We start from the raw sequence: 21,464 nt of genomic DNA, 5'->3' as shown, positions 1-21,464 counted from the left end.
TGTTACTGGTTTTCCGCTTTGCGGCGGCGCTGCTGGTGACGGCGCTGCGCGAACGCGACGCGCAGTCCCGCCGACCGGGCGCGGAGGAGCCCGGCCCGGTCCTGGGTGTTCGTAGCCACCATGCTTGCGGTCTGCCGGAAGGCACGCAAGACCTTGACGGTCCGCACCAGCAGGACCACGAGGACGGCGAGGCCGATCACGATGAGCACGGCGGTGGGCAGGTACGGCACGCGGTCAGCCTAGTGGTCGCAGGTTGACGGAAGGTGACGGGCTCGGGCCACGGCGTCGGCGGCCCGGCGGCCGACGTCCGACGCGAGGTCGGCCGGGCTCTCCACCAGCGCTTCCCCGCCCAGCCCCAGCACCAGGCGCACCATCCAGGACTGGTCGGCGTAGCGCATCCGGATCCGCAGGCGGCCGCCGTCGAGCTCGTCGAGCTCCTCGCACGGGTAGTACTCGGCTACCCAGCGTGCGTCCGGGTCGAGGACCAGGACGGCCTCCCGCTGGTCGGGACGCTCGCGGAAGACGCCGTCGGAGAGGTCGGTGGGGTGGGCGTGCGCGGGCGGCCGGGACGACTCCTCGAGCACGGTCAGCTCGTCGATCCGGTCGAGCCGGAACAGCCGGACCCCCTCGGCGCGGCGGCACCAGGCTTCGAGGTAGCCGACGGCCTGGACGATCAGCAGCCGCATCGGGTCGACCGTGCGCTCGGTGACCTGGTCCTTCGACGCGGTGTAGTAGCGGATCCGCAGCGCGCGCCCGGCCTGCAGCGCGCGGGCGACCTCCTCGCGGGTGCGGGCGGTCTTCTTGCCTTCCCGCACTCCCCCGCCGACGACCACCCCGGCCGGCTGGGCCTGCCCGGCGGCGGCCTCGATCTTGGCGATGGAGCGGCGGACGGCGTCCCCGTCGACCACGCCCGGCGTCTCGGCCAATGCCCGCAGCGCCACCAGCAGCGCGGTCGCCTCGCCGCCGGTCAGCCGCAGCGGGCGGCTCATCCCGGCGTCGTGGGTGACGACGATCGTGTCACCCTCGAAGGACAGGTCGATCAGGTCGCCGGGGCCGTAGCCGGGCAGCCCGCACATCCAGAGCAGCTCGAGGTCCTTGCGCAGCTGCCTCGGTGTGACGTCGAAGTCCTGCGCCGCGTCGTCGATGCGGACGCCCGGGCGCGCCAGCAGGTAGGGCACCAGCGCGAGCAGCCGCGGCATCCGGTCGGTCGACCCGCTCACCGTGCGCTCCCCTGCCGGGCGACGACGGCCTCCAGCCGGTCCTGGACGCTCTTGGCCAGCACGTCGGGTTCGAGCACCACGACGTCCGGGCCCTGGGCGCTGATCCAGTCGGCGGCCGATTCCGGGTACAGCAGGGCGATTTCCACGAGGTCGCCCTCTTCGCCGTCGACGCTGCCGCGGCCGACCACGGTGCCGCGGCGGCGGACCCCGGCCGCGCGGCCGTCGGCGACCCAGACCCGGGCGGTGGTGACCGGGGACGGTTCGCTGTCGCCGGTCGCCGTGACGAGCTTGAGCAGGTTGACGCCCTCGGGCCGCCGGACCTCGCCCGGCTTGCCGACCGGGCGGACCTGCCCGGTGACGCGGGAGAGCCGGAAGCAGCGGGTGGCGCCGCGGTCGCGGTCGTGCCCGACGACGTACCAGCGGGCGCGCCAGGACACCACGCCCCACGGTTCGAGGGTGCGCATGATCCGCTCCGGGGAGCCGCTCCGGCGGTACTCGAAGCGCACGGCCTGGCCGTTCTGGACCGCGGCCAGCAGCGGCCCGAACGCCGGCTCGGCCCGCACGCGCGGCTCGACCACGGTGGGTGCCTGGTCGTCGACCTCGAGGCCGGCGGCGCGCAGCTTCACGAGCGCACCCTGCGCCTGCCCGGTCAGCTCCGGGGAGTCCCACAGCCGGGAGGCGAGCGCGACGGCGGCGGCTTCGTCGGGGGCGAGGTCGATCTCGCCGAGTTCGTAGTCGCGGCGGGCGATGCGGTAGCCCTCGATGGCGTCGAACGCGGAGTTGCGGCCGGTCTCCAGGGGGATGCCGAGCTCGCGCAGCTCGGTCTTGTCCCGCTCGAACATCCGGAAGTAGGCCTCGTCGCTGGCCGCGTCGCCGTACCCGGGCACGATGCCGCGGATCTTCTCGGCAGTGAGGTACTGCCGGGTGGACAGGAGGGCCAGCACCAGATTGACCAGCCGTTCGGCGCGTGCGGTGGACACCCGGTAGAGCCTAGCCCGCGCCGCCCGGCCCGATCGTGAGGTCCGGGGTACGCGCGTCGTAATCGGTCCGCGCGGCGGCGACGGCTTCGAAGTTGGCCTCGGCCCACTCCTTGAACCCGGCCATCAGCGCGCGCAGCGATTCCCCCAGCGGCGTAAGGGAATAGTCGACGCGGACGGGCACCGCCGGGGTGACCTCCCGGCGGACAAGGCCGTCCCGTTCGAGCACCCGCAGGGTCTGGGTGAGCATCTTCTGGCTGACCCCGGCGATGCGCCGCGAAAGGTCGCTGTAGCGCTGCGGCCCGTCACCGAGCGCGACGAGGATCAGGCTGACCCACTTGCCGGCGATCTCGTCCAGCAGCTTCCGGGTCGGGCACGCGGCCAGGTACGCGTCGTAGGCGGCTTTTTCGGCCTGCCGCCGCTGCTCCGCCGTGCGCGTGGGCACCGGGGCGAACCTCCTCGTGCGGTGGGCACCTGCAGGTGCGTACTTCCCGATGGAGAGTAGCTCCCCATACGTTCGCGGGGAAGGTTCCGATCGATGGAGGAGACGGCGATGCGTGCGGTGGTGGTCCGGCGGTTCGGTGGCCCGGAGGTGCTGGAGGCGGTCGAGGTGCCGGTGCCGGAGCCCGGCCCGGGGCAGGTGCGGATCCGGGTGGCGGCGGCCGCGGTGAACCCGGTGGACCTGGCGACCCGCAGTGGTGCGCTGAGTACGGCGGGGGTGATCCCGCCGCGGGACGTGCTCGGCCTGGGCTGGGACGTGGCGGGCACGGTCGAGACGGCGGGCGGCGGCTTCGCCGTGGGTGACGCGGTGATCGGCTTGCGCGACCGGATCGCTTCGCCGCTCGGGGCGTACGCCGAGCAGATCGTCCTGGACGCCGCCGCGGTCGCGCCGGCGCCGCCGGGCGTGTCGCCGGTCGAAGCGGCGACGCTGCCGTTGAACGCGCTGACCGCCGCCCAGGCCATCGACCTGGTGGAGACGACCGGGACCGTCCTGGTCACCGGCGCGGCCGGGGCGGTCGGCGGCTACGCCGTGGCCCTCGCCCACGGGCGGAAGCTGCGGGTGGTGGCTGTGGCGTCCGAAGCCGACGAAGCGCAGGTCCGGGCGTTCGGCGCGGACGAGTTCGTGCCCCGCGGTCCCGCGCTCGGCGACCGGGTGCGCGCGGTGGTCCCGGGCGGGGTGGACGCGGCACTCGACACCGCCCTGCTCGGCTTGGACGCCCTCGACGCGGTCCGCGGCGGTGGCGAGTTCGTCGCCTTCGCCGCCGGCGCCGCCCCGCTCCCCCTGCGCGGGATCCGCGTGCAGCACGTCTGGATCCGCGCGGACGGCGAGCGGCTCGCCGAGCTGGCCCGGATCCTCCCGCCGCGCGTGGCCGGCGTGCTGCCCCTCGCCCGCGCGGCCGACGCGCACGAACGGCTGGCCGCGGGCGGGTTGCGCGGCCGGCTCGTGCTGACTCCCTAGCCTGGGGGCATGGATGATCGCGTTCTCCTCATCACCGGTGCCTCCCGCGGCCTCGGCGCCGCCACCGCGCGCCTGGCCGCCGCGTCCGGCTTCAAGGTCGCCCTGGTCGCCCGCAAGGCCGAATCCGTCACGTCCCTGGCCGCCGAACTCGGCGAGGACCGGGCCCTCGCCCTCGGCGCCGATGTCGGCGACTGGCCCGGCATCTCCGGAGCCGTTGCCGGAACCGTCGAAAAGTTCGGGCGGCTCGACGCCGCCTTCGCCAACGCCGGGATCGGGGTCGGGACCTCGTTCTTCGGCGACGACGACCCCGATCCGCGCGCGTGGGAGCCCATGGTCCGCACCAACGTCCTCGGGGCCGCCTACACCGCCCGCGCGGTGCTGCCCGCGCTCCGGGAAACCGCCGGCCACCTGCTGATCACCGGCTCGGTGGCCGGCCGCTACATCCGCAACGCGAGCCTGTACTCGGCGACGAAGTGGGCCGTGACCGGCCTGGCCGGCGCGATCCGGGAGGAGGCCGTCGGCACCGGGGTGCGGGTCACGCTGATCAACCCGGGCATCACCGACACCGACATCCTCAACGACGAGCAGCGCACGAAGCCGAAGCTGGAAGCCGACGACATCGCCCGTGCGGTGCTCTACGCGCTCCAGCAGCCGCCGTCGGTGGACGTCAACGAGATCATGGTCCGCCCGACCGGCCAGGTGCTCTAACCCAGCCGGGCGACCCGTCCCGCCGCGCCGCTGGCCCAGCAGGCGGGCCCGGCGCAGTCCACGCTGTCGAAGCTGCCGGTGTCGAACGACGTCCAGTGCCGTCCGCCGTCGCGGCTGTAATCGCTGCCGCCCGGCCCGACCGCCAGCACGGTCCCGCCGCGCCAGGCCAGCCCCGACCGGTAGCCGGCCGGGTACTCACCCGGGGTGGTCCAGGTGCGGCCGCGGTCCCGGGTGAGCGCCACGGCCGGGCCCGGCGCGGCCGGGTTCGCGAAGTCGCCGCCGATCGCCACGCCTTGGGACGGCGAGCGGAAAGCCAGCGCGAACACGCCCGCCGACGGGCTGCTCGGCAGCGGCGTGTCCGACGCCGTCCAGTGCCGTCCGCCGTCGCCGGAGTGCAGGACACGGGCGGTCGCGCCGCCGCCGGTGGCCAGCCAGGCGTCGAACGGCCCGGCCGTGGTGACGCACTGGCCGCTGGCCGCGAACCCGGCCTCGCCGGGCAGTGCGGGCGGGAAGCCGCTGTCGGGCACCGGCCGCCAGCTGCGGCCGCCGTCGAAGGTGGCCTGCACGCGGAACCGGCCGTCGACCGGGTCGCTCATGGCCAGGCCGCGCCACGGGTCGAAGAAGGCGAGACAGTCGTAGAAGGCCGCCGCGTCGGTGTTCTGGAAGGTCTGGCGCCAGTGCGCGCCGCCGTCGTCGGTCCGGTAGACGCGGGAGTCGGTCCCGGGCCCGATCGACAGGATCACGGCGTGCTCGGCGTCGAAGGCCTCGACGTCCCGGAACTGCAGCGTCTCGGTCCCGGGCGGCCCGACGGACCGCCAGGTCGCCCCGCCGTCCGTGGTGCGCAGGACGGTGCCCTGCGTGCCGCTGACCCACGCCACCCGGGCGCTGACCGCGGACAGGCCGCGGAACTGGGCGGTGACGCCGGTCGGTTTCGGCTCCCACCGCGGCAGGCGCTCCCCCGCCGACGCCGGGGCCGCGACGGACAGGAGCAGGGCGCACACGAGCAGCACGACACGCATGCGCCAGATCCTGCCGCACCCGCCCGGCGACTTTCGTAGGGAACCGGGCGGGCGCGCGCCGGACTAGAGCGAGCTGATCAGGCGTTCCACCCGCTCGTCGACCGAGCGGAACGGGTCCTTGCACAGGACCGTGCGCTGGGCCTGGTCGTTCAGCTTCAGGTGCACCCAGTCGACGGTGAAGTCGCGGCCCGCGGCCTGGGCGGCGGCGATGAAGTCGCCGCGCAGCTTGGCCCGGGTCGTCTGGGGCGGGGTGTCCTTGGCCGCCTCGATCTCGCCGTCGTCGGTGACCCGGCGGACCAGGCCCTTGCGCTGGAGCAGGTCGAAGATGCCCCGGCCGCGCCGGATGTCGTGGTAGGCCAGGTCGAGCTGGGCGATGCGCGGGCTGGACAGGTCCAGGTCGTGCTTGTGCCGGTAGCGCTCGACCAGCCGGTGCTTGATCGCCCAGTCGATCTCGGTGTCGATCTTGCCGAAGTCCTGCTGCTCGACCGCCTCGAGGGCCCGGCCCCACAGCTCCACGACCCGCTCGTTCGCCGCCGTCGTGCCGTTGTCCTTGATGTGCTGGACCGCGCGGGCGTGGTACTCCCGCTGGATGTCCAGCGCCGAGGCCTCCCGCCCGCCGGCCAGGCGCACCTGGCGGCGGCCGGTGAGGTCGTGGCTGATCTCGCGGATCGCCCGGATCGGGTTGTCCAGGGTGAAGTCGCGGAACTGGACGCCGGCCTCGATCATCTCGAGCACCAGGTTCGCCGAGCCGACCTTGAGCATGGTCGTCGGCTCGGCCATGTTCGAGTCGCCCACGATGACGTGCAGGCGCCGGTAGCGCTCGGCGTCGGCGTGCGGCTCGTCGCGGGTGTTGATGATCGGCCTCGAGCGGGTGGTGGCGCTGGAGACGCCCTCCCAGATGTGCTCCGCACGCTGGGAGAGGCAGTACACCGCCCCGCGCGGGGTCTGCAGGACCTTGCCGGCACCGCAGATGAGCTGCCGGGTCACCAGGAACGGCAGGAGCACGTCCGCGATCCGGGAGAACTCACCCGCGCGGGTCACCAGGTAGTTCTCGTGACACCCGTAGGAGTTGCCCGCCGAGTCGGTGTTGTTCTTGAACAGGAAGATGTCGCCGCCGATGCCCTCGTCGGCGAGCCGCCGTTCGGCGTCGACCAGCAGGTCCTCGAGGATGCGCTCCCCGGCCTTGTCGTGCGTGACCAGCTGGACCAGGTCGTCGCACTCGGCCGTCGCGTACTCGGGGTGCGAGCCGACGTCGAGGTAGAGCCGGGAGCCGTTCGACAGGAACACGTTGGAGGAGCGTCCCCACGACACGACCCGCCGGAACAGGTAGCGCGCCACCTCGTCGGGCGAGAGCCTGCGCTGTCCGTGGAAGGTGCACGTGACCCCGAACTCGGTCTCGATGCCAAAGATCCGCCGCTGCATCCCACCAGAGTAGGCGCTGCACCCCCTTCGACGGTGCGCCGTTCGGGCGTCGACACGCCCCCGGTATGCCACAGACGGTGAAATCTCCCCGAATCAGGCACGATTGGAGCACGGCTCTTGACGTCACGCGGAAGGCGGACTCCTTGTCACACCAGCTCATCCGAGCCTTCCGGCAGGTCGGCCGGACCGATCGCGCGCTGATGCGCCGCAGTGCGGCCCTGCCTGCCTCCCGGGTCGACGACGCGCTGATGACGCTGTCCAGATCGGCGAACAAGTCCCGCCTGTGGTGGGGCGTCGCGGCGCTGCTGGCCGCCCGGCCTGGCGAAACGCGCCGGGCCGCGTTGCGCGGAGTGGTCGCGATCGCCGGGGCCAGCGCCGCGGCCAACCTCATCGGGAAGCCCCTGTTCCCCCGCCGACGGCCGGCCGAAGAGGAAACGCCGGTGCGCCGGCGCCTGCGGAAGCGCCCCACGTCGTCGTCGTTCCCCTCCGGGCACTCCGCGTCCGCGGCGGCCTTCGCCACCGCGGTGGCGATGGAGTCGCCCCGGGCCGGGCTGGCGGTGGCCCCGCTCGCGCTGGCCGTGGCCTACTCGCGGGTCCACACCGGCGTGCACTGGCCCTCCGACGTCGGCGTCGGCCTGGGCATCGGGGTCGGCGTCGGCCTGGCCACCCGGCACTGGTGGCCGCTGCACGACGACATCCCCGGCCGCACGGCCCACGACGCGGACGCCCCGAGATGGTCGACGGCGAGGACATGCTCGCGGTCGTCAACCCGAACTCCGGCGTGGCAGGCCAGGACCCGACCGACGACGTCAAGTACGCCTGGCCGAAGGCCACCCTGCTCTACCCGGACCCCGACCGGGGCCTGCGCGCCCAGCTCGAAGCCGAGATCGACGCCCGCGGCACGGTCCGCGCGCTGGCCGTCGCGGGCGGGGACGGCACCGTCGCCGCGGTGGCCTCCGTCGCCGCCGAACGCGACCTGCCGCTCGCCCTGGTCCCGGCCGGGACGCTCAACCACTTCGCCCGCGACGTCGGCGTCAGCTCGATGCCCGACGCCGACGCGGCCACCGAGGTCGGCAACGCCGTCCGCGTCGACCTGGGCGAAGTCGAGATCGAGGGGGCCGGCGACCCGGACCACCGCTGGTTCGTCAACACCGCCAGCCTCGGCGGCTACCCGGAGATGGTCCGGCTGCGCGAGAAGCTGCAGGAGAAGCACCCGAAGTGGCCCTCCGCCGCGATCGCGCTGGCCAGGACGCTGCGGAACGCCAAGCCGCTGACCGTCCGGCTCAACGGCAAGAAGACGCAGGTCTGGCTGCTGTTCGTCGGCAACGGCACGTACGCGCCCAAGGGGTTCGCCCCGAGCCGACGGCCGGCGCTCGACACCGGCCTGCTCGACATCCGCTACCTGCGCGCCGACCTGCCCTACTCCCGCGCCCGGTTCCTGGTGGCGATGATCACCCGCAGCCTCGCCGCCAGCCACGTCTACCAGGAGCTGGACCTGCCGGAGCTGGACGTCGAACTGCTCGACGGCAACCGCCGCGTCGCCACCGACGGCGAGGTCGGCCCGCTCGGCAACCGGTTCCGCTTCCGGTCCCGGCCCCGCGCACTGACGCTCTACCGACTGTGAAGGTTGCTTTACCTTCTCTCAACGAACCCACAGGCACCCCCCGCTAGCTTCGCGGTCGAGTTGCGGGCACTCCTGCCCGCGACCAGGGGACGGGCGGGGATTCGATGGACGGGCACGGCCTGGCGAGCGTCATCCACCGGGCCGCGAGCGACCCGGTGCTGCCGGGTGACGTCACCGCTCGGGCCCGTGACCTGGGGCCGCTCGAGTCGCCGCTCATCTGGCTCGGCTTCGCCTCGGCCGCCGTCGCCGTGCTCGCCGTCGTGGTCGCCCTGTGGTACCGGCGGCGGGTCCGGCGGTGGGGGTTCACCGCGTTCGGCGTTCTGCTGCTGCTGGCGGCCGTCACGGCGCTGAACAGCTACGTCGGCTACGTCCGCACCTCCGACGACCTGGCCCGGCTCCTGCAGCGCGGGCCCGGTGTCGTCAACTTCGCCGGGCGGCTGCTCGACGACGGCAAGGAAGCGCCGGAACCCTCCTCTTCCTCCGGCTCGTCGTCTTCGGACTCACCTGCGGCCGGTCCGCGGCCCGGGGCGGGTGTCGCGGCCGGTGGGCAGCGGATCGACGTGCTCAGCCTCGCCGATCCGGCGAACGGGATCCCGACGGCGAGCAACTACGTCATCCTTCCGCCTGGCTACGACAGCGATCCTCATCGTCGCTACCCGGTCGTCTACCTCATCCACGGCTATCCCTTCGGCGGGCCTCGGGACTGGCTCACCTCCGGGGATGCTCCCGGGACGCTTCAGGCGCTGCAGCAGGCGAACGTCATCGCGCCGATGATCGTGGTCAGTGTGGACATGACTGCCGGTAATCCCAGTACTGACTGGGAGTGCCTGAACGTGCCTGGGGGTCCGCAGCTGGAGAACTACCTGGCGGGGAGTGTGGTGCCGGCGGTGGACCAGCGGTACCGGACGTTGGCCGATCGGACCCATCGGGCTCTGGGTGGGATGTCCGGGGGTGGGTTCGGGGCGCTCAACATCGGGCTTCACCACGTCGACGAGTTCGGCACCCTCGTGATCGCTCTGCCCTACGACGATCTCAACGACTCGGTGGGGATTCTCGACGGGAACCGGGCTGCCATCGCGGCCAACACCCCTCGGCGGTACTTGCCGACCATGAAGTTCCCGGCTCCGATCTCGGTGATGCTTGCGGTCGGGACTGGGGCGCCCACCGATGTTGCGACCGCTCGGCGGATTGCCGATGCTCTGCACGCTCGGGGGCAGGATGCTGTTGTCCACGCCGAGCGGGGGTTCAACCACACCTGGCATACCGCTCGGGCCACCTTGCCCTATCTGCTGGCCTTTGCCGATCAGACTTTTCGGACTTCTCCTGCGGCTTCTTGATCGCTTGTGCCGGGGTTCGGCTGCCGGATTTGAGTCTGCCGGGGTTTTGGCTGCCGGGGGTTTGGCTGCCCGGTTCAGGTCTTCCGTGGCTTCCCCCGCCGGCCCGAACGCCGGATTGTTCAACGGTCGTCAGGCTGTGTCAAGGCGGGAAAGCGTGCCTTGACACAGCCTGACGACCGCTGATGCGGCTGCGTATCGGGTCGGCAGGGGGGTGTGGCCGGTTGGGGGCCGCTGGACGAAAAGCGGGGGCGGGGCGGGGCCTGTTGGCCGCGCCCCGCTTTGGTTGCCTGCTTGTTCTCTGCTCTTCTACTCGCCTTCGGGCTTGCTCTCCGGCTCCTCGCCCTGGGGGTCCGGGACCGGGAGGAGCGTGTCCAGTGCTGCTCCCGTCAGCCTGCGGAACGCGCGGCGGGGGCGGTCACGGTCCAGGACCGCCACCTCCAGCTTGATCGGGTCCGCTTCGCCGTTTCCGTTCGACGCACCCGCCGCCGAGGACGAGGCCGACGAGCCCGACCCTGATGCCGGCGGGGTCGGCTGGCTGAGGGACCTCAGCGCCGCCACCGCCACACCCAGTGCCGCCTGCAGGTCCAAGCCGTCCTCGAACGTCTCCTTCAGCTTGGCCGCGATCTTGTCCGTCTGGCCGCCCATCACGATGTACTGGGGCTCGTCGAAGATCGAACCGTCGTACGTCAAGCGGTACAGCTGGTCCTCCGCCGAGGTGCTTCCGACCTCCGCGACGCAGACCTCCACCTCGAACGGCTTCAGCTGCTCCGTGAAGATGCTGCCCAGGGTGGCCGCGTACGCGTTGGCCAGCGCCCGGGCGCTCACGTCACGGCGGTCGTACTGGTAGCCCTTCAGGTCCGCGTGGCGGATGCCCGCGACGCGGAGGTTCTCGAACTCGCTGTAGCGCCCGACCGCCGCGAAACCGATCCGGTCGTAGATCTCGGACACCTTGTGCAGCGTGGCCGACGGGTTCTCCGCCACGAACAGCACGCCGCCCGCGTACTTCAGCACCACCACGCTCCGGCCGCGCGCGATGCCCTTGCGCGCCAGCTCGGAACGCTCCCGCATCAGCTGCTCGGGAGAGGCATACAACGGCATCGTCACGGTGTGCGCTCCAGGTCTTCCGGTGTTCCAACGTTCACTTCAGGCCCCGGGGTCAGGACAGCCGGCGCTGCTGGCGCTCGATCCGCCCGGCCACCACGGCCTCGGCCACCGCCGCCGTCTCCGACTCCGACAGCTGGACCGCGCCGTGCTCCGCGTTGATCGTCACGACGCTCGGGAAGATGCGCCGGACCAGGTCCGGGCCGCCCGATGCCGTGTCGTCGTCCGCCGCGTCGTACAGGGCCTCCACCGCCACGCGGACCGCTCCTTCGACGTCCGCGTCCGGGTCGTGCAGCTTCTTCAGCGCCGACTTCGCGAACAGCGAACCCGAGCCGATGCTCGCGTAGCCGCCGTTCTCCTCGTAACGGCCGCCCGCGGCGTCGTACGAGACGATCCGGCCCGCGTGCTTGGCGTCCTCGGCCTCCAGGTCGTAGCCCACGAACAACGGGATCGCCGCCAGCCCGGCCATCGCCATCTCGAGGTTCGCCTTGACCATCCCGGCCAGCTTGTTCGTCTTGCCGTCCAGCGACAGCGAAACGCCCTCGATCTTCTCGTAGTGCGCCAGCTCCACCGCGTACAGCCGCACCATCTCCACGGCCAGCCCCGCCGTGCCCGCGATGCCGACCGCCGAATACTCGTCGGTGACGTGCACCTTCTCGATGTCGCGGCTCGCGATCAGGTTGCCCGACGTCGCCCGCCGGTCACCGGCGATCAGGACGCCGCCGGCGTACGTGCACGCCACGATCGTCGTGCCGTGCGGGATGCCCAGCTCAGCCACGCCCGGCGCCACGCGCCGCTCCGGCAGCAGCTCCGGCGCCTGCACGCGGAGGAAGTCCGAAAACGACGACGTCGCCGAGGAAAAGTACGCCGCAGGCAGCGCGGGACCCGAGATGCCCCTGGTGTTGTCCATACGTGCTCAAAAATCCCATCTGTGCGGGCCGGAGCCCCGCGCGCGCAGGACGCGGCGCGGAACCCCGGCCGCCGGCTGAACGGTCGGCAAGGGCGCAGTGCCCCTCCGAGCGGCTACTCGCCGCCCTTCTGCACATAGGCCCGGACGAAGTCCTCGGCGTTCTCCTCGAGCACGTCGTCGATCTCGTCGAGGATCGTGTCGACGTCCTCGCCGAGCTTCTCGCGCCGCTCCTGACCCGCCGCGCCGGTGTCGTCGAACTCCTCGTCGGAGTCACCACCGCCGTGCTTTTCGATCTTTTCCTGGGCCATCTCGCCTCCCGGTCTGGCTGATGTTTCCTAGCCTACCCAGCGGCCCCGACATTCGGGGGAACGCCGCGATCGGTGTGCCGATCGCCTAGTCCGAACCGGTGAGCGCCTCCACCAGCTCCTCCGCCGTCGCCGCGTTGTCCAGCAACTTGCCGACGTGCGCCTTCGTCCCCCGCAGCGGCTCCAGCGTCGGGATCCGCACCAGCGACTCCTTGCCCACGTCGAAGATGACCGAATCCCACGAGGCCGCCGCGATCGACGTCGCGTACTTCTCCAGCGCCCGGCCCCGGAAGTAGGCCCGGGTGTCCGACGGGGGCGTCGTCACCGCGGCCAGCACCTCCTCCTCGGTGACCAGCCGCTTCATCGACCCGCGCGTGACCAGCCGGTTGTACAGGCCCTTCGCCAGCCGCACGTCCGAATACTGCAGGTCCACCAGCCGCAGCCGGGGCGCGCCCCAGGCCAGCTGGTCACGCTGCCGGTAGCCCTCCAGCAGCCGGAGCTTGGCCGGCCAGTCCAGCCGGTCCGCGCACTCCTGCGGGTCGCGCGCCAGCGCGTCCAGCACCTCGCCCCAGACCCGCAGGACCTCCTTCGACGCCTCGTCGGCGCCCGTGCGCTCGAGGTTCTGCGAGGCGATCTCGTGGTAGGCGAACTGCAGGTCGAGCCCGGTGTACTTCTTGCCGTTGGCCAGCGCGACCTGCACCTTCAGCGTCGGGTCGTGGCTGATCTGGTGCACCGCCTTGACCGGCTCGTCGAGCTTCAGGTCGTCGAACCGGATGCCCGACTCGATCAGGTCCAGCACCAGCGCCGTCGTCCCGACCTTCAGGTACGTCGAGTACTCCGACATGTTCGCGTCACCGATGATGACGTGCAGCCGCCGGTACTTGTCTGCGTCCGCGTGCGGCTCGTCGCGGGTGTTGATGATCCCGCGCTTGAGGGTGGTCTCCAGGCCGACCTCGACCTCGATGTAGTCCGAACGCTGGGAGAGCTGGAAGCCGGCCTCTTCACTCTGCTGGCCGATCCCGACCCGGCCCGAGCCGGTCACCACCTGCCGCGAGACGAAGAACGGCGTCAGCCCGGCGATCACCGCGGTGAACGGCGTCGAGCGCGCCATCAGGTAGTTCTCGTGCGTGCCGTAGCTGGCACCCTTGCCGTCGACGTTGTTCTTGTAGAGCTGCAGCTGGGGCTGGCCGGGCACGGACGCGGCCTTCAGCGCCGCCTCCTCCATCACCCGCTCCCCCGCCTTGTCCCAGATGACCGCGTCCCGCGCGTTCGTCACCTCGGGCGCCGAGTACTCCGGGTGCGCGTGGTCGACGTACAGCCGCGCCCCGTTGGTGAGGATGACGTTCGCCGCCCCCAGGTCCTCGACGTCCGGGTCGTGCCCCGGTCCGCCCGGGCCGGTCAGGTCGAACCCGCGCGCGTCCCGCAGCGGGCTCTCCACCTCGTAGTCCCACCGCGCCCGGCGGGCGCGCGGGATGTCGGCCGCCGCCGCGTAGGCCAGCACGACCTGGGTGGAGGTGAGTACCGGGTTCGCCGTCGCGTCGCCCGGCACGGAGATGCCGTACTCGACTTCGGTTCCCATGATCCGCCGCATGTCCCCACCCTACGGGGTCGTCCTAGTGGAACGATGCACCCATGCCAGGCAGTGACGAACTCGTTGCCCTCTATGACCAGGCCGGGGCCGTGGTGGGCAGCACCACCCGCGCCCGGGTCCGCGCCGACGCCCTGTGGCACGCCGCCGGCGTCGTCCTGGTCCGTTCGGGTGACGGCAGCGCGGTTTACGTTCACCTGCGCACACCCGGTAAGGACGTCTTCCCCGCCACCTGGGACTGCTGGGCCGGTGGGGTGGTGGCCGCGGGCGAGACCCCGGCCGAGTGCGCCCGCCGCGAACTCGCCGAAGAACTCGGCGTCCACGGGGTGGAACCGGTGCCCCTGTTCACCAAGGTCTACGACGACGGCCGCAACCGCTGCCACAACTTCGCCTTCGAGGTCCGCTGGGACGGCCCGATCCGCCACCAGCCCGAAGAGATCGTCGAGGGCCGCTGGATCCCCCTCGGCGAGCTGCGCGCGTGGGTCGACGACCCCGCCCCGGAGCTGCCCTTCATCCCCGACGGCCGCGAAGGCGTCCAGGAGTGGTTCCGCCGCTACGGCTGAGCGAGCAGCTTCGCGGTCATCACGGGCAGCAGGCGCTTCGCCGCGTCCACCGCGCGCGCCTCCGTGCTCGCCGAGACCGCCAGCTCCGACACGAGCCTTTCCTTGGCCAGCAACACCGTGCAGGTGGCACCGTCGCACCAGGCGCGCTGCAGCTCGACCCCGGACTGGCGGGGAACGCTCACCACCTTGCCCGAGCACTCGGTTTCCCGGACGGCCTGGACCGCCGACCGGTCCGGGAACGTGAAGACGCGGTGGCTCAGCACCGACCCGCCGGGGTAGCGCCAGGTCGCGGTCCGGCTGGCCGCCGAGGGCCCGTCGGCCAGGCACCCCGAAGCCTCGAGTGTGCCCGGCTGCACGCCTTCGCCGGCGACGTCGGCGTCGGTCAGCAGCGCCTCCCCCGCGAGCTTGCCGGGATCGAACGCCGCCGGCGTCACCGGCACCGGGCTCACCGGGGCTTCCGGCGCCTTCGGCGGCGCCGCCACGGCCGACGTGGTGGGTACCGGATCGTCGTAGTACGTCTCGAGGTTGTCCGGGTCGGGGCCTTCACAGCCCGTGAGGCCGACCAACGCGACCGCGGCCAACGCGATCGCCTGCCGATGACGCACGTCGACTCCTGTCATCCGGGATTCGTGCTTGGGCAGGGTAGTGCAGCCCGTCAGTCCCACGCCAAGGAGGACCGGTGTCGCCAGTAGGCCTCGGGTTCCTCGGCGATCCCCTGCAGCGCAGCCCGTTCGGCCGCGGTCAGCTCGAGTGCCGTGGCCCGCAGGTTCGCCGCCAGCTGGGCCGGGCTCGCCGGGCCGATGACCGCCCGGTCCACCCAGTCGTTGGCCAGCACCGCGGCCACCGCGACCGCGTCCGGCCCGGTCCCGTGCGCGGCCGCGATCCCGCGCACCACGGCCGGTGCTTCGACCACGAGCCTGCCGTTGGCCACGGTTTCCTTGACCAGCACGCGCTTCCCGGCCGCGTGCGCCGCGGCCAGCGCCGTCCCCGCGGACGGCTCCAGGACGTTCCACGTCGACTGCACCGCCGAGAACACCGCCCGCCCGGCCACTTCCAGCGCGAACGCCCGCTCGATCGCGGCCGCCTGGGCGGGCCCGGACGTCGAAAACCCGACCGCGACCCCGTTCGCGGCCAGCTCCGCCAGCGCCTCGAGCAACGGCTCGTCGGTGAACAGCGGACTGTCCACAGTGAGCGAATGCACCTGGTAGAGCCCGACCCGATCCCCCAGCAGCGCCAGGGTTTCCGCCCACTGCGCGGCGAACCTCGCCGCCGAGTGCTCCTTCACCTCGTGCACGTCGGCGTCGAGCCGCCACTCCCCCACGTAGGCGTAGCCCCACTTGCTCGAGACCTCGACCCCGGTGTGCCCGCGCTCGGCGAGCCAGCCGGCCAGGAACTCCTCGGAGCGCCCGTAGGACCGCGCGACGTCGACGTGCCGGACGCCCGCGGCGTACGCGTCGTCGAGCACCGCGAACGTCGCCGCGCGCATCGAAGCGACGTCCCGCACCGGCGGCAGCGCGCCGTCCCGGCCGAGGTTGATGTAGGCGGGACGGCCCAGCGCCGCGAGGCCGAGGGCGATCCGGTCCGCGGACCCGCTCATGCCGTCTGCTTGTGCCGCAGGATGGCCAGCCACTGCCCCGCGGTCTGCGCCTGGCGGTGCAGCTTCTCCAGGCGGGCGGCCGGGGCCCGGACGTAGCCCTTGCCGAAGACGGGGGCGATCTGCCGCAGGCTGGCGCCGCCCTCGCGGGCCGCGAGCAGCAGCCAGTCCGAGGCGTCGGCGCAGGCCGCGGACGCCCGGCGCAGCTCGCCGAGCAGGTCGATGAGCTCCTGGGCACTCACCTCCCCCGCTTCGACGGCGGCGGCCGTCGTCTCCAGCCAGGCCAGGACGCCGGCTTCGGTGATGGGTGCGCGGGGCCGGGATTTTTCGGTCACGCCGGTGAGTATAGGCCGTTATACGCGTTGGATCCGGGAGTACACGCCGGGTGCGGCTATGCTGATCTCGAGGCCCATGAGCACACACATCGAACCCGAAGCCGACGTCGAGCCGCTGCTCGACGTCTTCAAGGCGCTCGCGAACCCGGTGCGGTTGCAGGTGCTGCGGTGGCTGCGGGAGCCGGTGCGGCACTTCCCCGTCGAGAGGGCCATCGCCGATCCGGTCGAGGTCGGCGTGTGCGTGACGCACATCCAGGAGAAGACGGGGCTGGCGCAGTCGACCGTCTCGGCGTACATGGCCGAACTGCAGCGCGCCGGACTGGTCCGGGCGACGCGCGTCGGGAAGTGGACGCACTACAAGCGGGACGAGGCCCGGATCGCCGAGCTCGTCTCCACCCTCGGCCGCACCCTCTGACCTGTCCCTCCCCCGGTCCGGCGCCCCCGTGCGTTGCGTCATATCGAAAATCTGCGATACTTCGATTTATGGGTACGATCGAGAACATGCGGCTCGGCCGCTACGGCATCTGGACGTTCGACTTCGAGGACCAGCCGGCCGCGCTGATCCGGGACTCCGTGCAGGAACTGGAAGAACTCGGCTGGCCGGCGATCTGGATCCCGGAGAGCGAAGGGCGCGAAGCCCTCACGCACGCCGGGTTCCTGCTGGCGGCCACCCGACGCATCACCGTCGTGAACGGCATCGCGCAGATCTGGTCCCGCGAGGCGCAGTGGACCCGCGGCGGCGCCCTGCTGCTGGCCGACGCCTACCCCGACCGCCACCTGCTGGGGCTCGGCTTCGGCGCCGGGAAGCCCGGCGCGAAGCCGCTCCGGGCGATGAACGAGTACCTCGACGCCCTGGACACCGACACAAAGGTCAACCCCGCTCCGCGCTCGCCGGTGCGGCGGCTGCTCGCCGCGTACGGCCCGAAGATGCTGGAACTGGCCCGCGACCGCTCGGCGGGCGCCCACACCTACCACGTGACCCCGGAGCACACCGCCCAGGCGCGGGCGATCCTCGGCGCGGAACCCTTCCTCGGTGTCGAGCACGCCGTGCTGTTCGAGACGGACGCGACCAAGGCGCGCGAGATCGCCCGCAAGCACCTGCACCCGTACCTCACCACGCCGTACAACATCGCGAAGTTCCGCCGGCTCGGCTACACCGATGAGGACATCGACGGCGGCAGCGACCGGCTCGTCGACGACCTCGTGTTCTGGGGCGACCTCGAGACGATCACCGCGAAGCTGCGCGCCCACCTCGACGCCGGGGCCGACCACGTCGGTGTCCAGGTCATCGGCGTCGAGCCGGGCACCTCGGCCATGCCGCACTGGCGCCGGCTGACCGAGGCGCTGCTACCCGCGTAGGCCGAACCGCGCGGTGCAGTGCCAGACCCGCTTGAGCACCTGGGGGTCGTGCCGGCCGGCCCGGACGGCGTCGCCGATGACACGGGCGTCCAGCCACCCGTCCTCGGCGATGTCTTCCCCGGCCCGCACGGCGTCCGCACCGCGGTAGCCCGCGTGCGCGGCGAGGTCCGCGACCGGCAGCCGGAACCCGTGGTGCCAGCGGACCGGGAACGGGAACTCCGCGGCCGCGGCTTCGACGTCGGTGCCGCGGAAAGCCGGGTCCAGCACCAGGGCCGCGACGTCGTCCGGCAGCCGGAGCGGGCCGTGGACGTGGGCCTCGATGTAGTCGTCGAGTTCGTCGGGGGTGTCGGCTTCGACGAGCGGGAGCAGCGGGAAGTGCCTGCGCGTGCCGAAGTGCGCCGGCTCGCGGAAGCTGTCCGGGTAGCAGAACGTCGTGCGCGCCAGCACTTCCCGCCGGAGCCGGAAGTGCGCCGACCCGAACCGGACCGAGCCACCGGCCGGGCGGCGGCGGTGGTCGAGCGAGCCGTACTTCGGCCGGGCCGACGGCGGCAGCGCGTCGTAGACGCCGCCGAACATCCGGTGCTCCCAGCGCCACCGGTCGCCTCCGGGGTGGGCGGTCAGGCCGCCGTTGCCCGTGCCCGTCTCGAACTGCGACCGGTAGACACCGTCGGTCAGCCAGTGGCGCAGCAGCGGCACCTCCCCCACCAGCCGGTCCGGGTGGAAGTGGATCGTGACGTCGAGGCCATGCGGCAGTGGCGGCCCGTCCGCGCGTGCCTCGACGTACGCGACCGCCGCTCGCCATTCTTGCCCCATGGTATAGGCCGTTATACACAACGCGGCGTCGGAAAACCACTGGCTTCGCGGACGGTGGCCCGGTTTGACTGCGGCCATGCGACTGTCGGAGTTCGGGGTCACGGTGCGGTTCGCGCTGCTGGCCGTGGTGTGGGGTGCGAGTTTCCTGTTCATCAAGGTCGGTCTCGACGGGCTCTCCCCCGGCCAGGTCGCGCTCGCCAGGGTGGCGCTCGGCGCGCTGGCGCTGGCCGGGATCCTGCTGGTGCGCCGGCGGCGGCTCCCCCGCGATCTCATCCTGTGGGCACACCTCGCGGCCGTGTCGGTGTTGCTGTGCGTGGTGCCGTTCCTGTTGTTCTCGTGGGCGGAGCAGTACATTCCGTCCGGGCTGGCCAGCATCTTCAACGCGACGACACCGCTGATCACGATGCTGCTGGCGGCCGCGGCGCTGCCGGAGGAGCGGTTCACGCCGCCGCGGGTGCTCGGCTTGCTGCTCGGGTTCCTCGGGGTGCTCACGATCGTCGGGGTGTGGCACGGCATCGACGTGTCCCATCAACTGACCGCCCAGCTGGCCTGCCTCGGCGCGACGACGTGCTACGGCGCGTGTTTCGTCTACCTGCGCCGGTTCGTCTCACCCCGTGGGACGGATCCGGTGGTCGTCGCGTTCGGCCAGACGGCGTCGGCGACGGTGATCCTGGGCCTGCTCAGCCCGTTCGTCGCGGCGACGCCGGTGCACCTGAGCTTGCCGGTGGTGGCGAGCATGCTCGCGCTCGGGGTCTTCGGCACCGGGATCGCGTACGCCTGGAACACGCGGATCATCGCGGCCTGGGGCGCGGCCAACGCCTCGGCGGTGACGTACCTGACGCCGGTGGTCGGCGTGCTGCTCGGCGTGCTCGTGCTGGGCGAGCCGGTGAGCTGGAACCAGCCGGCCGGGGCGCTGCTGGTGGTGCTGGGGATCCTGGCCGCGCACGGCAGGTTGCGCCTGCGCCGCTCAACTTCCGCCGAAGCCGAGCTCGTCCGCCGCTAGACACGCCGGTGGGGCGGCCGCCGAAGCGACCGCCCCACCGTGCGTTCGAACCTACAGGTACTGACCGGTGTTCGTGGCGGTGTCGATCGCCCGCCCCGAGTCCTGGTTCTTGCCGGTGACGAGCGTGCGGATGTAGACGATCCGCTCACCCTTCTTGCCGGAGATCCGGGCCCAGTCGTCCGGGTTGGTGGTGTTCGGGAGGTCCTCGTTCTCCGCGAACTCGTCGACGATCGCGTCGAGCAGGTGCTGGACGCGCAGACCGGGCTGCTTGGTCTCCAGCACCGACTTGATCGCCGACTTCTTCGCCCGGTCCACGATGTTCTGGATCATCGCACCCGAGTTGAAGTCGCGGAAGTACAGGACTTCCTTGTCCCCGTTGGCGTAGGTCACCTCGAGGAACCGGTTCTCGTCGCTCTCCTCGTACATCCGCTCGACCGTGTGCTGGATCATCGCGTCGAACGTCGCCTTGGCGTCGCCGCCGAACTCGGCGAGGTCGTCCGCGTGGATCGGCAGGCCTTCGGCCAGGTACTTGGAGAAGATGTCCTTCGCGCCTTCGGCGTCCGGACGCTCGATCTTGATCTTGACGTCGAGCCGGCCCGGCCGCAGGATCGCCGGGTCGATCATGTCCTCGCGGTTGGAGGCGCCGATGACGATGACGTTCTCCAGGCCTTCGACACCGTCGATCTCCGACAGCAGCTGGGGCACGATCGTCGTCTCCACGTCGGACGACACGCCCGAGCCACGGGTCCGGAAGATCGAGTCCATCTCGTCGAAGAACACGATCACCGGGGTGCCTTCGGAGGCCTTCTCCCGCGCCCGCTGGAAGATCAGGCGGATGTGCCGCTCGGTCTCCCCGACGAACTTGTTGAGCAGCTCGGGGCCCTTGATGTTCAGGAAGTAGGACTTCCCGTCCGCCGCGTCGCCGCGGGCCTCGGCCACCTTCTTGGCCAGCGAGTTCGCCACCGCCTTGGCGATGAGCGTCTTGCCGCAGCCCGGCGGGCCGTAGAGCAGGACGCCCTTGGGCGGCCGCAGCTGGTACTCCTGGTACAGGTCGGCGTGCAGGAACGGCAGCTCGACCGCGTCCCTGATCTGCTCGATCTGCCGGGTGAGGCCACCGATGTCCTCGTAGCGGACGTCGGGCACCTCCTCCAGCACCAGGTCCTCGACCTCCGCCTTCGGCACGCGCTCGTACGCGTAGCCGGCCTTGGAGTCGACCAGCAGCGAGTCGCCCGGCTTGAGCGGCTGCTCGGCCAGCAGGTCGGAGAGCAGGACCACCCGCTCTTCGTCCGCGTGCCCGACCACCAGCGCGCGGGGGCTGCCGCCCTCGACGTCCGGTGCGAGCACCTCACGCAGCGCGCACACCTCACCGGTGCGTTCGAAACCGCCGCCTTCGACCACGGTCAGCGCCTCGTTGAGCCGCAGCGCCTGGCCGCGGCGCAGCGACGAGATCTCGACCGCGGGCGAAACCGACACCCGCATCTTCCGGCCGGCCGTGAAGACGTCCACCGTGTTGTCCTCGTACGCCTCGACGAAGACGCCGTACCCGGACGGTGGCTGGGCCAGCCGGTCGACCTCCTCGCGGAGAGCGAGGAGCTGTCCTCGCGCTTCGCGCAGGGTTTCGACCAGTTTGGTGTTGCGTTCGGTGAGCTGGCTCACCCTTTCCGAGGCCTCGGCGAGCCGCTGTTCGAGAACGCGGTTCTGCCGTGGCGAGTCCGTCAGTTTGCGGCGCAGCAGCGCCACTTCTTCCTCGAGAAAACGGATCTGCCGAGCCTGCTCGTCCGCCGTCGTCCCAGCTCCGGATGTTGCTGAAGGGTCGGCCTCCTCGCGCCGACCTCCGGGAAGGTCATGATGCATCGGGCACCTCCTCGGAGTGCTTTTCATTCCACGGTACCGGCGATCACCGACAAGAAAAGGCCTTTCCGGATCACAAGATCGGCGCGTCGCGGTTTGCCTGCCGCTCCCAGCACGGACATTCCCGCAGCGCAAGCGGCCATTTCGGTGCCGTGGCGCCGGTGTGTCGCGGGTTCGCGAGTGCCGGGATGAAGCCAGCACGTCGGGAGTACCCGCCCGTGAGACGGCCAACCCCCGCCCGGGATCCGGGCAATTCCGGCCAGTTCCGCCCTAACC

At 71.8% G+C, this 21,464-nt stretch carries 22 protein-coding genes and 1 pseudogene; 8 read left to right on the top strand and 15 right to left on the bottom strand.

From position 1 onward, the window contains the following. Nucleotides 1–2: 2 nt before the first annotated feature. The 4 genes from HUT10_RS01295 to HUT10_RS01280 are packed head-to-tail and all read right to left on the bottom strand — an operon-like array spanning nt 3 to nt 2,642. On the bottom strand, nt 3–230 hold the full coding sequence (locus HUT10_RS01295) for a bacteriophage holin (protein ID WP_176169495.1): 228 nt from the start codon (nt 228–230) through the stop codon (nt 3–5). 9 nt (nt 231–239) lie between these two features. Continuing rightward, nucleotides 240–1,220, bottom strand: coding sequence for a YafY family protein (locus HUT10_RS01290; RefSeq protein WP_176169494.1), 981 nt, complete (start codon nt 1,218–1,220; stop codon nt 240–242). Continuing rightward, nucleotides 1,217–2,200 carry a YafY family protein gene (locus HUT10_RS01285; protein ID WP_176169493.1) on the bottom strand — a complete coding sequence of 328 codons (984 nt, stop codon included), beginning with the start codon at nt 2,198–2,200 and terminating at the stop codon, nt 1,217–1,219. Before HUT10_RS01285 ends, HUT10_RS01290 begins: the two co-directional genes overlap by 4 nt. Nucleotides 2,201–2,210: 10 nt before the next feature. Beyond that, a complete protein-coding gene (locus tag HUT10_RS01280; protein ID WP_176169492.1) occupies nt 2,211–2,642 on the bottom strand; it encodes a helix-turn-helix domain-containing protein in 432 nt (143 codons plus the stop codon). 108 nt (nt 2,643–2,750) lie between these two features. Between HUT10_RS01280 and HUT10_RS01275 the strand changes: the two genes are divergently transcribed. Together HUT10_RS01275 and HUT10_RS01270 are read left to right on the top strand one after the other, a co-directional pair. Beyond that, nucleotides 2,751–3,656 (top strand): NADP-dependent oxidoreductase, encoded by a 906-nt coding sequence (locus tag HUT10_RS01275; protein WP_176177615.1) that lies wholly within the window; start codon nt 2,751–2,753, stop codon nt 3,654–3,656. A gap of 9 nt (nt 3,657–3,665) precedes the next feature. Then, nucleotides 3,666–4,364 carry an SDR family oxidoreductase gene (locus tag HUT10_RS01270; RefSeq protein ID WP_176169491.1) on the top strand — a complete coding sequence of 233 codons (699 nt, stop codon included), beginning with the start codon at nt 3,666–3,668 and terminating at the stop codon, nt 4,362–4,364. Here the strand turns inward: HUT10_RS01270 and HUT10_RS01265 are convergent. Together HUT10_RS01265 and pafA are read right to left on the bottom strand one after the other, a co-directional pair. Then, nucleotides 4,361–5,383 carry an oxidoreductase gene (locus HUT10_RS01265; protein WP_176169490.1) on the bottom strand — a complete coding sequence of 341 codons (1,023 nt, stop codon included), beginning with the start codon at nt 5,381–5,383 and terminating at the stop codon, nt 4,361–4,363. The genes HUT10_RS01270 and HUT10_RS01265 overlap by 4 nt on opposite strands. A 63-nt stretch (nt 5,384–5,446) precedes the next feature. Next, nucleotides 5,447–6,805, bottom strand: coding sequence for a Pup--protein ligase (gene pafA, locus HUT10_RS01260; RefSeq protein WP_013226720.1), 1,359 nt, complete (start codon nt 6,803–6,805; stop codon nt 5,447–5,449). A 143-nt stretch (nt 6,806–6,948) separates the two neighbouring features. Between pafA and HUT10_RS01255 the strand changes: the two are divergent. Together HUT10_RS01255 and HUT10_RS01250 are read left to right on the top strand one after the other, a co-directional pair. After that, a pseudogene (locus tag HUT10_RS01255) lies at nt 6,949–8,429 on the top strand (bifunctional phosphatase PAP2/diacylglycerol kinase family protein). 104 nt (nt 8,430–8,533) lie between these two features. After that, on the top strand, nt 8,534–9,766 hold the full coding sequence (locus HUT10_RS01250) for an esterase family protein (protein WP_176169489.1): 1,233 nt from the start codon (nt 8,534–8,536) through the stop codon (nt 9,764–9,766). Between the two features lie 306 nt (nt 9,767–10,072). Here the strand turns inward: HUT10_RS01250 and prcA are convergent, their stop codons facing one another. The 4 genes from prcA to dop all read right to left on the bottom strand — a co-directional run bounded on the left by prcA (nt 10,073) and on the right by dop (nt 13,673). Beyond that, on the bottom strand, nt 10,073–10,870 hold the full coding sequence (gene prcA / locus HUT10_RS01245) for a proteasome subunit alpha (protein ID WP_176169488.1): 798 nt from the start codon (nt 10,868–10,870) through the stop codon (nt 10,073–10,075). 52 nt (nt 10,871–10,922) lie between these two features. Beyond that, nucleotides 10,923–11,777: a proteasome subunit beta gene (gene prcB / locus HUT10_RS01240; RefSeq protein WP_176169487.1), complete on the bottom strand. Its 855-nt coding sequence runs from the start codon at nt 11,775–11,777 to the stop codon at nt 10,923–10,925. 113 nt (nt 11,778–11,890) lie between these two features. Next, nucleotides 11,891–12,085, bottom strand: coding sequence for a ubiquitin-like protein Pup (locus HUT10_RS01235; RefSeq protein ID WP_013226725.1), 195 nt, complete (start codon nt 12,083–12,085; stop codon nt 11,891–11,893). 85 nt (nt 12,086–12,170) lie between these two features. Continuing rightward, nucleotides 12,171–13,673 (bottom strand): depupylase/deamidase Dop, encoded by a 1,503-nt coding sequence (dop, locus tag HUT10_RS01230; protein ID WP_176169486.1) that lies wholly within the window; start codon nt 13,671–13,673, stop codon nt 12,171–12,173. A gap of 41 nt (nt 13,674–13,714) precedes the next feature. On the opposite strand from dop, the gene HUT10_RS01225 reads away from it, so the two are divergent. After that, nucleotides 13,715–14,233, top strand: coding sequence for an NUDIX domain-containing protein (locus HUT10_RS01225; RefSeq protein WP_176169485.1), 519 nt, complete (start codon nt 13,715–13,717; stop codon nt 14,231–14,233). Here HUT10_RS01225 and HUT10_RS01220 read toward each other — a convergent pair. From HUT10_RS01220 to HUT10_RS01210, 3 genes are read right to left on the bottom strand one after another with little or no spacing between them, the layout of a single operon-like run. Next, the gene (locus HUT10_RS01220; RefSeq protein ID WP_254896605.1) at nt 14,224–14,838 is read right to left on the bottom strand and encodes a hypothetical protein; all 615 of its coding nucleotides are present in this window, start codon (nt 14,836–14,838) and stop codon (nt 14,224–14,226) included. The genes HUT10_RS01225 and HUT10_RS01220 overlap by 10 nt on opposite strands. Nucleotides 14,839–14,888: 50 nt before the next feature. After that, on the bottom strand, nt 14,889–15,830 hold the full coding sequence (locus tag HUT10_RS01215; protein WP_176169483.1) for an aldo/keto reductase: 942 nt from the start codon (nt 15,828–15,830) through the stop codon (nt 14,889–14,891). Next, nucleotides 15,827–16,162, bottom strand: coding sequence for a hypothetical protein (locus HUT10_RS01210; protein WP_176169482.1), 336 nt, complete (start codon nt 16,160–16,162; stop codon nt 15,827–15,829). Before HUT10_RS01210 ends, HUT10_RS01215 begins: the two co-directional genes overlap by 4 nt. A gap of 76 nt (nt 16,163–16,238) precedes the next feature. On the opposite strand from HUT10_RS01210, the gene HUT10_RS01205 reads away from it, so the two are divergent. Together HUT10_RS01205 and HUT10_RS01200 are read left to right on the top strand one after the other, a co-directional pair. Beyond that, on the top strand, nt 16,239–16,577 hold the full coding sequence (locus HUT10_RS01205) for a helix-turn-helix transcriptional regulator (RefSeq protein WP_176169481.1): 339 nt from the start codon (nt 16,239–16,241) through the stop codon (nt 16,575–16,577). 68 nt (nt 16,578–16,645) lie between these two features. Further along, nucleotides 16,646–17,521, top strand: coding sequence for a TIGR03620 family F420-dependent LLM class oxidoreductase (locus HUT10_RS01200; RefSeq protein WP_176169480.1), 876 nt, complete (start codon nt 16,646–16,648; stop codon nt 17,519–17,521). On the opposite strand, the gene HUT10_RS01195 is transcribed toward HUT10_RS01200, so the two are convergent. Further along, complete coding sequence (locus HUT10_RS01195) at nt 17,510–18,334, bottom strand: DUF3626 domain-containing protein (protein WP_176169479.1); 825 nt, start codon at nt 18,332–18,334, stop codon at nt 17,510–17,512. The genes HUT10_RS01200 and HUT10_RS01195 overlap by 12 nt on opposite strands. A 76-nt stretch (nt 18,335–18,410) precedes the next feature. On the opposite strand from HUT10_RS01195, the gene HUT10_RS01190 reads away from it, so the two are divergent. Further along, nucleotides 18,411–19,337 carry a DMT family transporter gene (locus tag HUT10_RS01190; RefSeq protein ID WP_176169478.1) on the top strand — a complete coding sequence of 309 codons (927 nt, stop codon included), beginning with the start codon at nt 18,411–18,413 and terminating at the stop codon, nt 19,335–19,337. Nucleotides 19,338–19,388: 51 nt separating this feature from the next. Here the strand turns inward: HUT10_RS01190 and arc are convergent, their stop codons facing one another. Next, nucleotides 19,389–21,191, bottom strand: coding sequence for a proteasome ATPase (arc, locus tag HUT10_RS01185; RefSeq protein ID WP_176169477.1), 1,803 nt, complete (start codon nt 21,189–21,191; stop codon nt 19,389–19,391). Nucleotides 21,192–21,464: the final 273 nt, after the last annotated feature.

The organism is Amycolatopsis sp. Hca4, assembly GCF_013364075.1.
Classification (GTDB): Bacteria; Actinomycetota; Actinomycetes; order Mycobacteriales; family Pseudonocardiaceae; genus Amycolatopsis.
The sequence above is the reverse complement of the archived record's forward strand: the minus strand, read 5'-3'. Positions and strand labels throughout refer to the sequence as shown.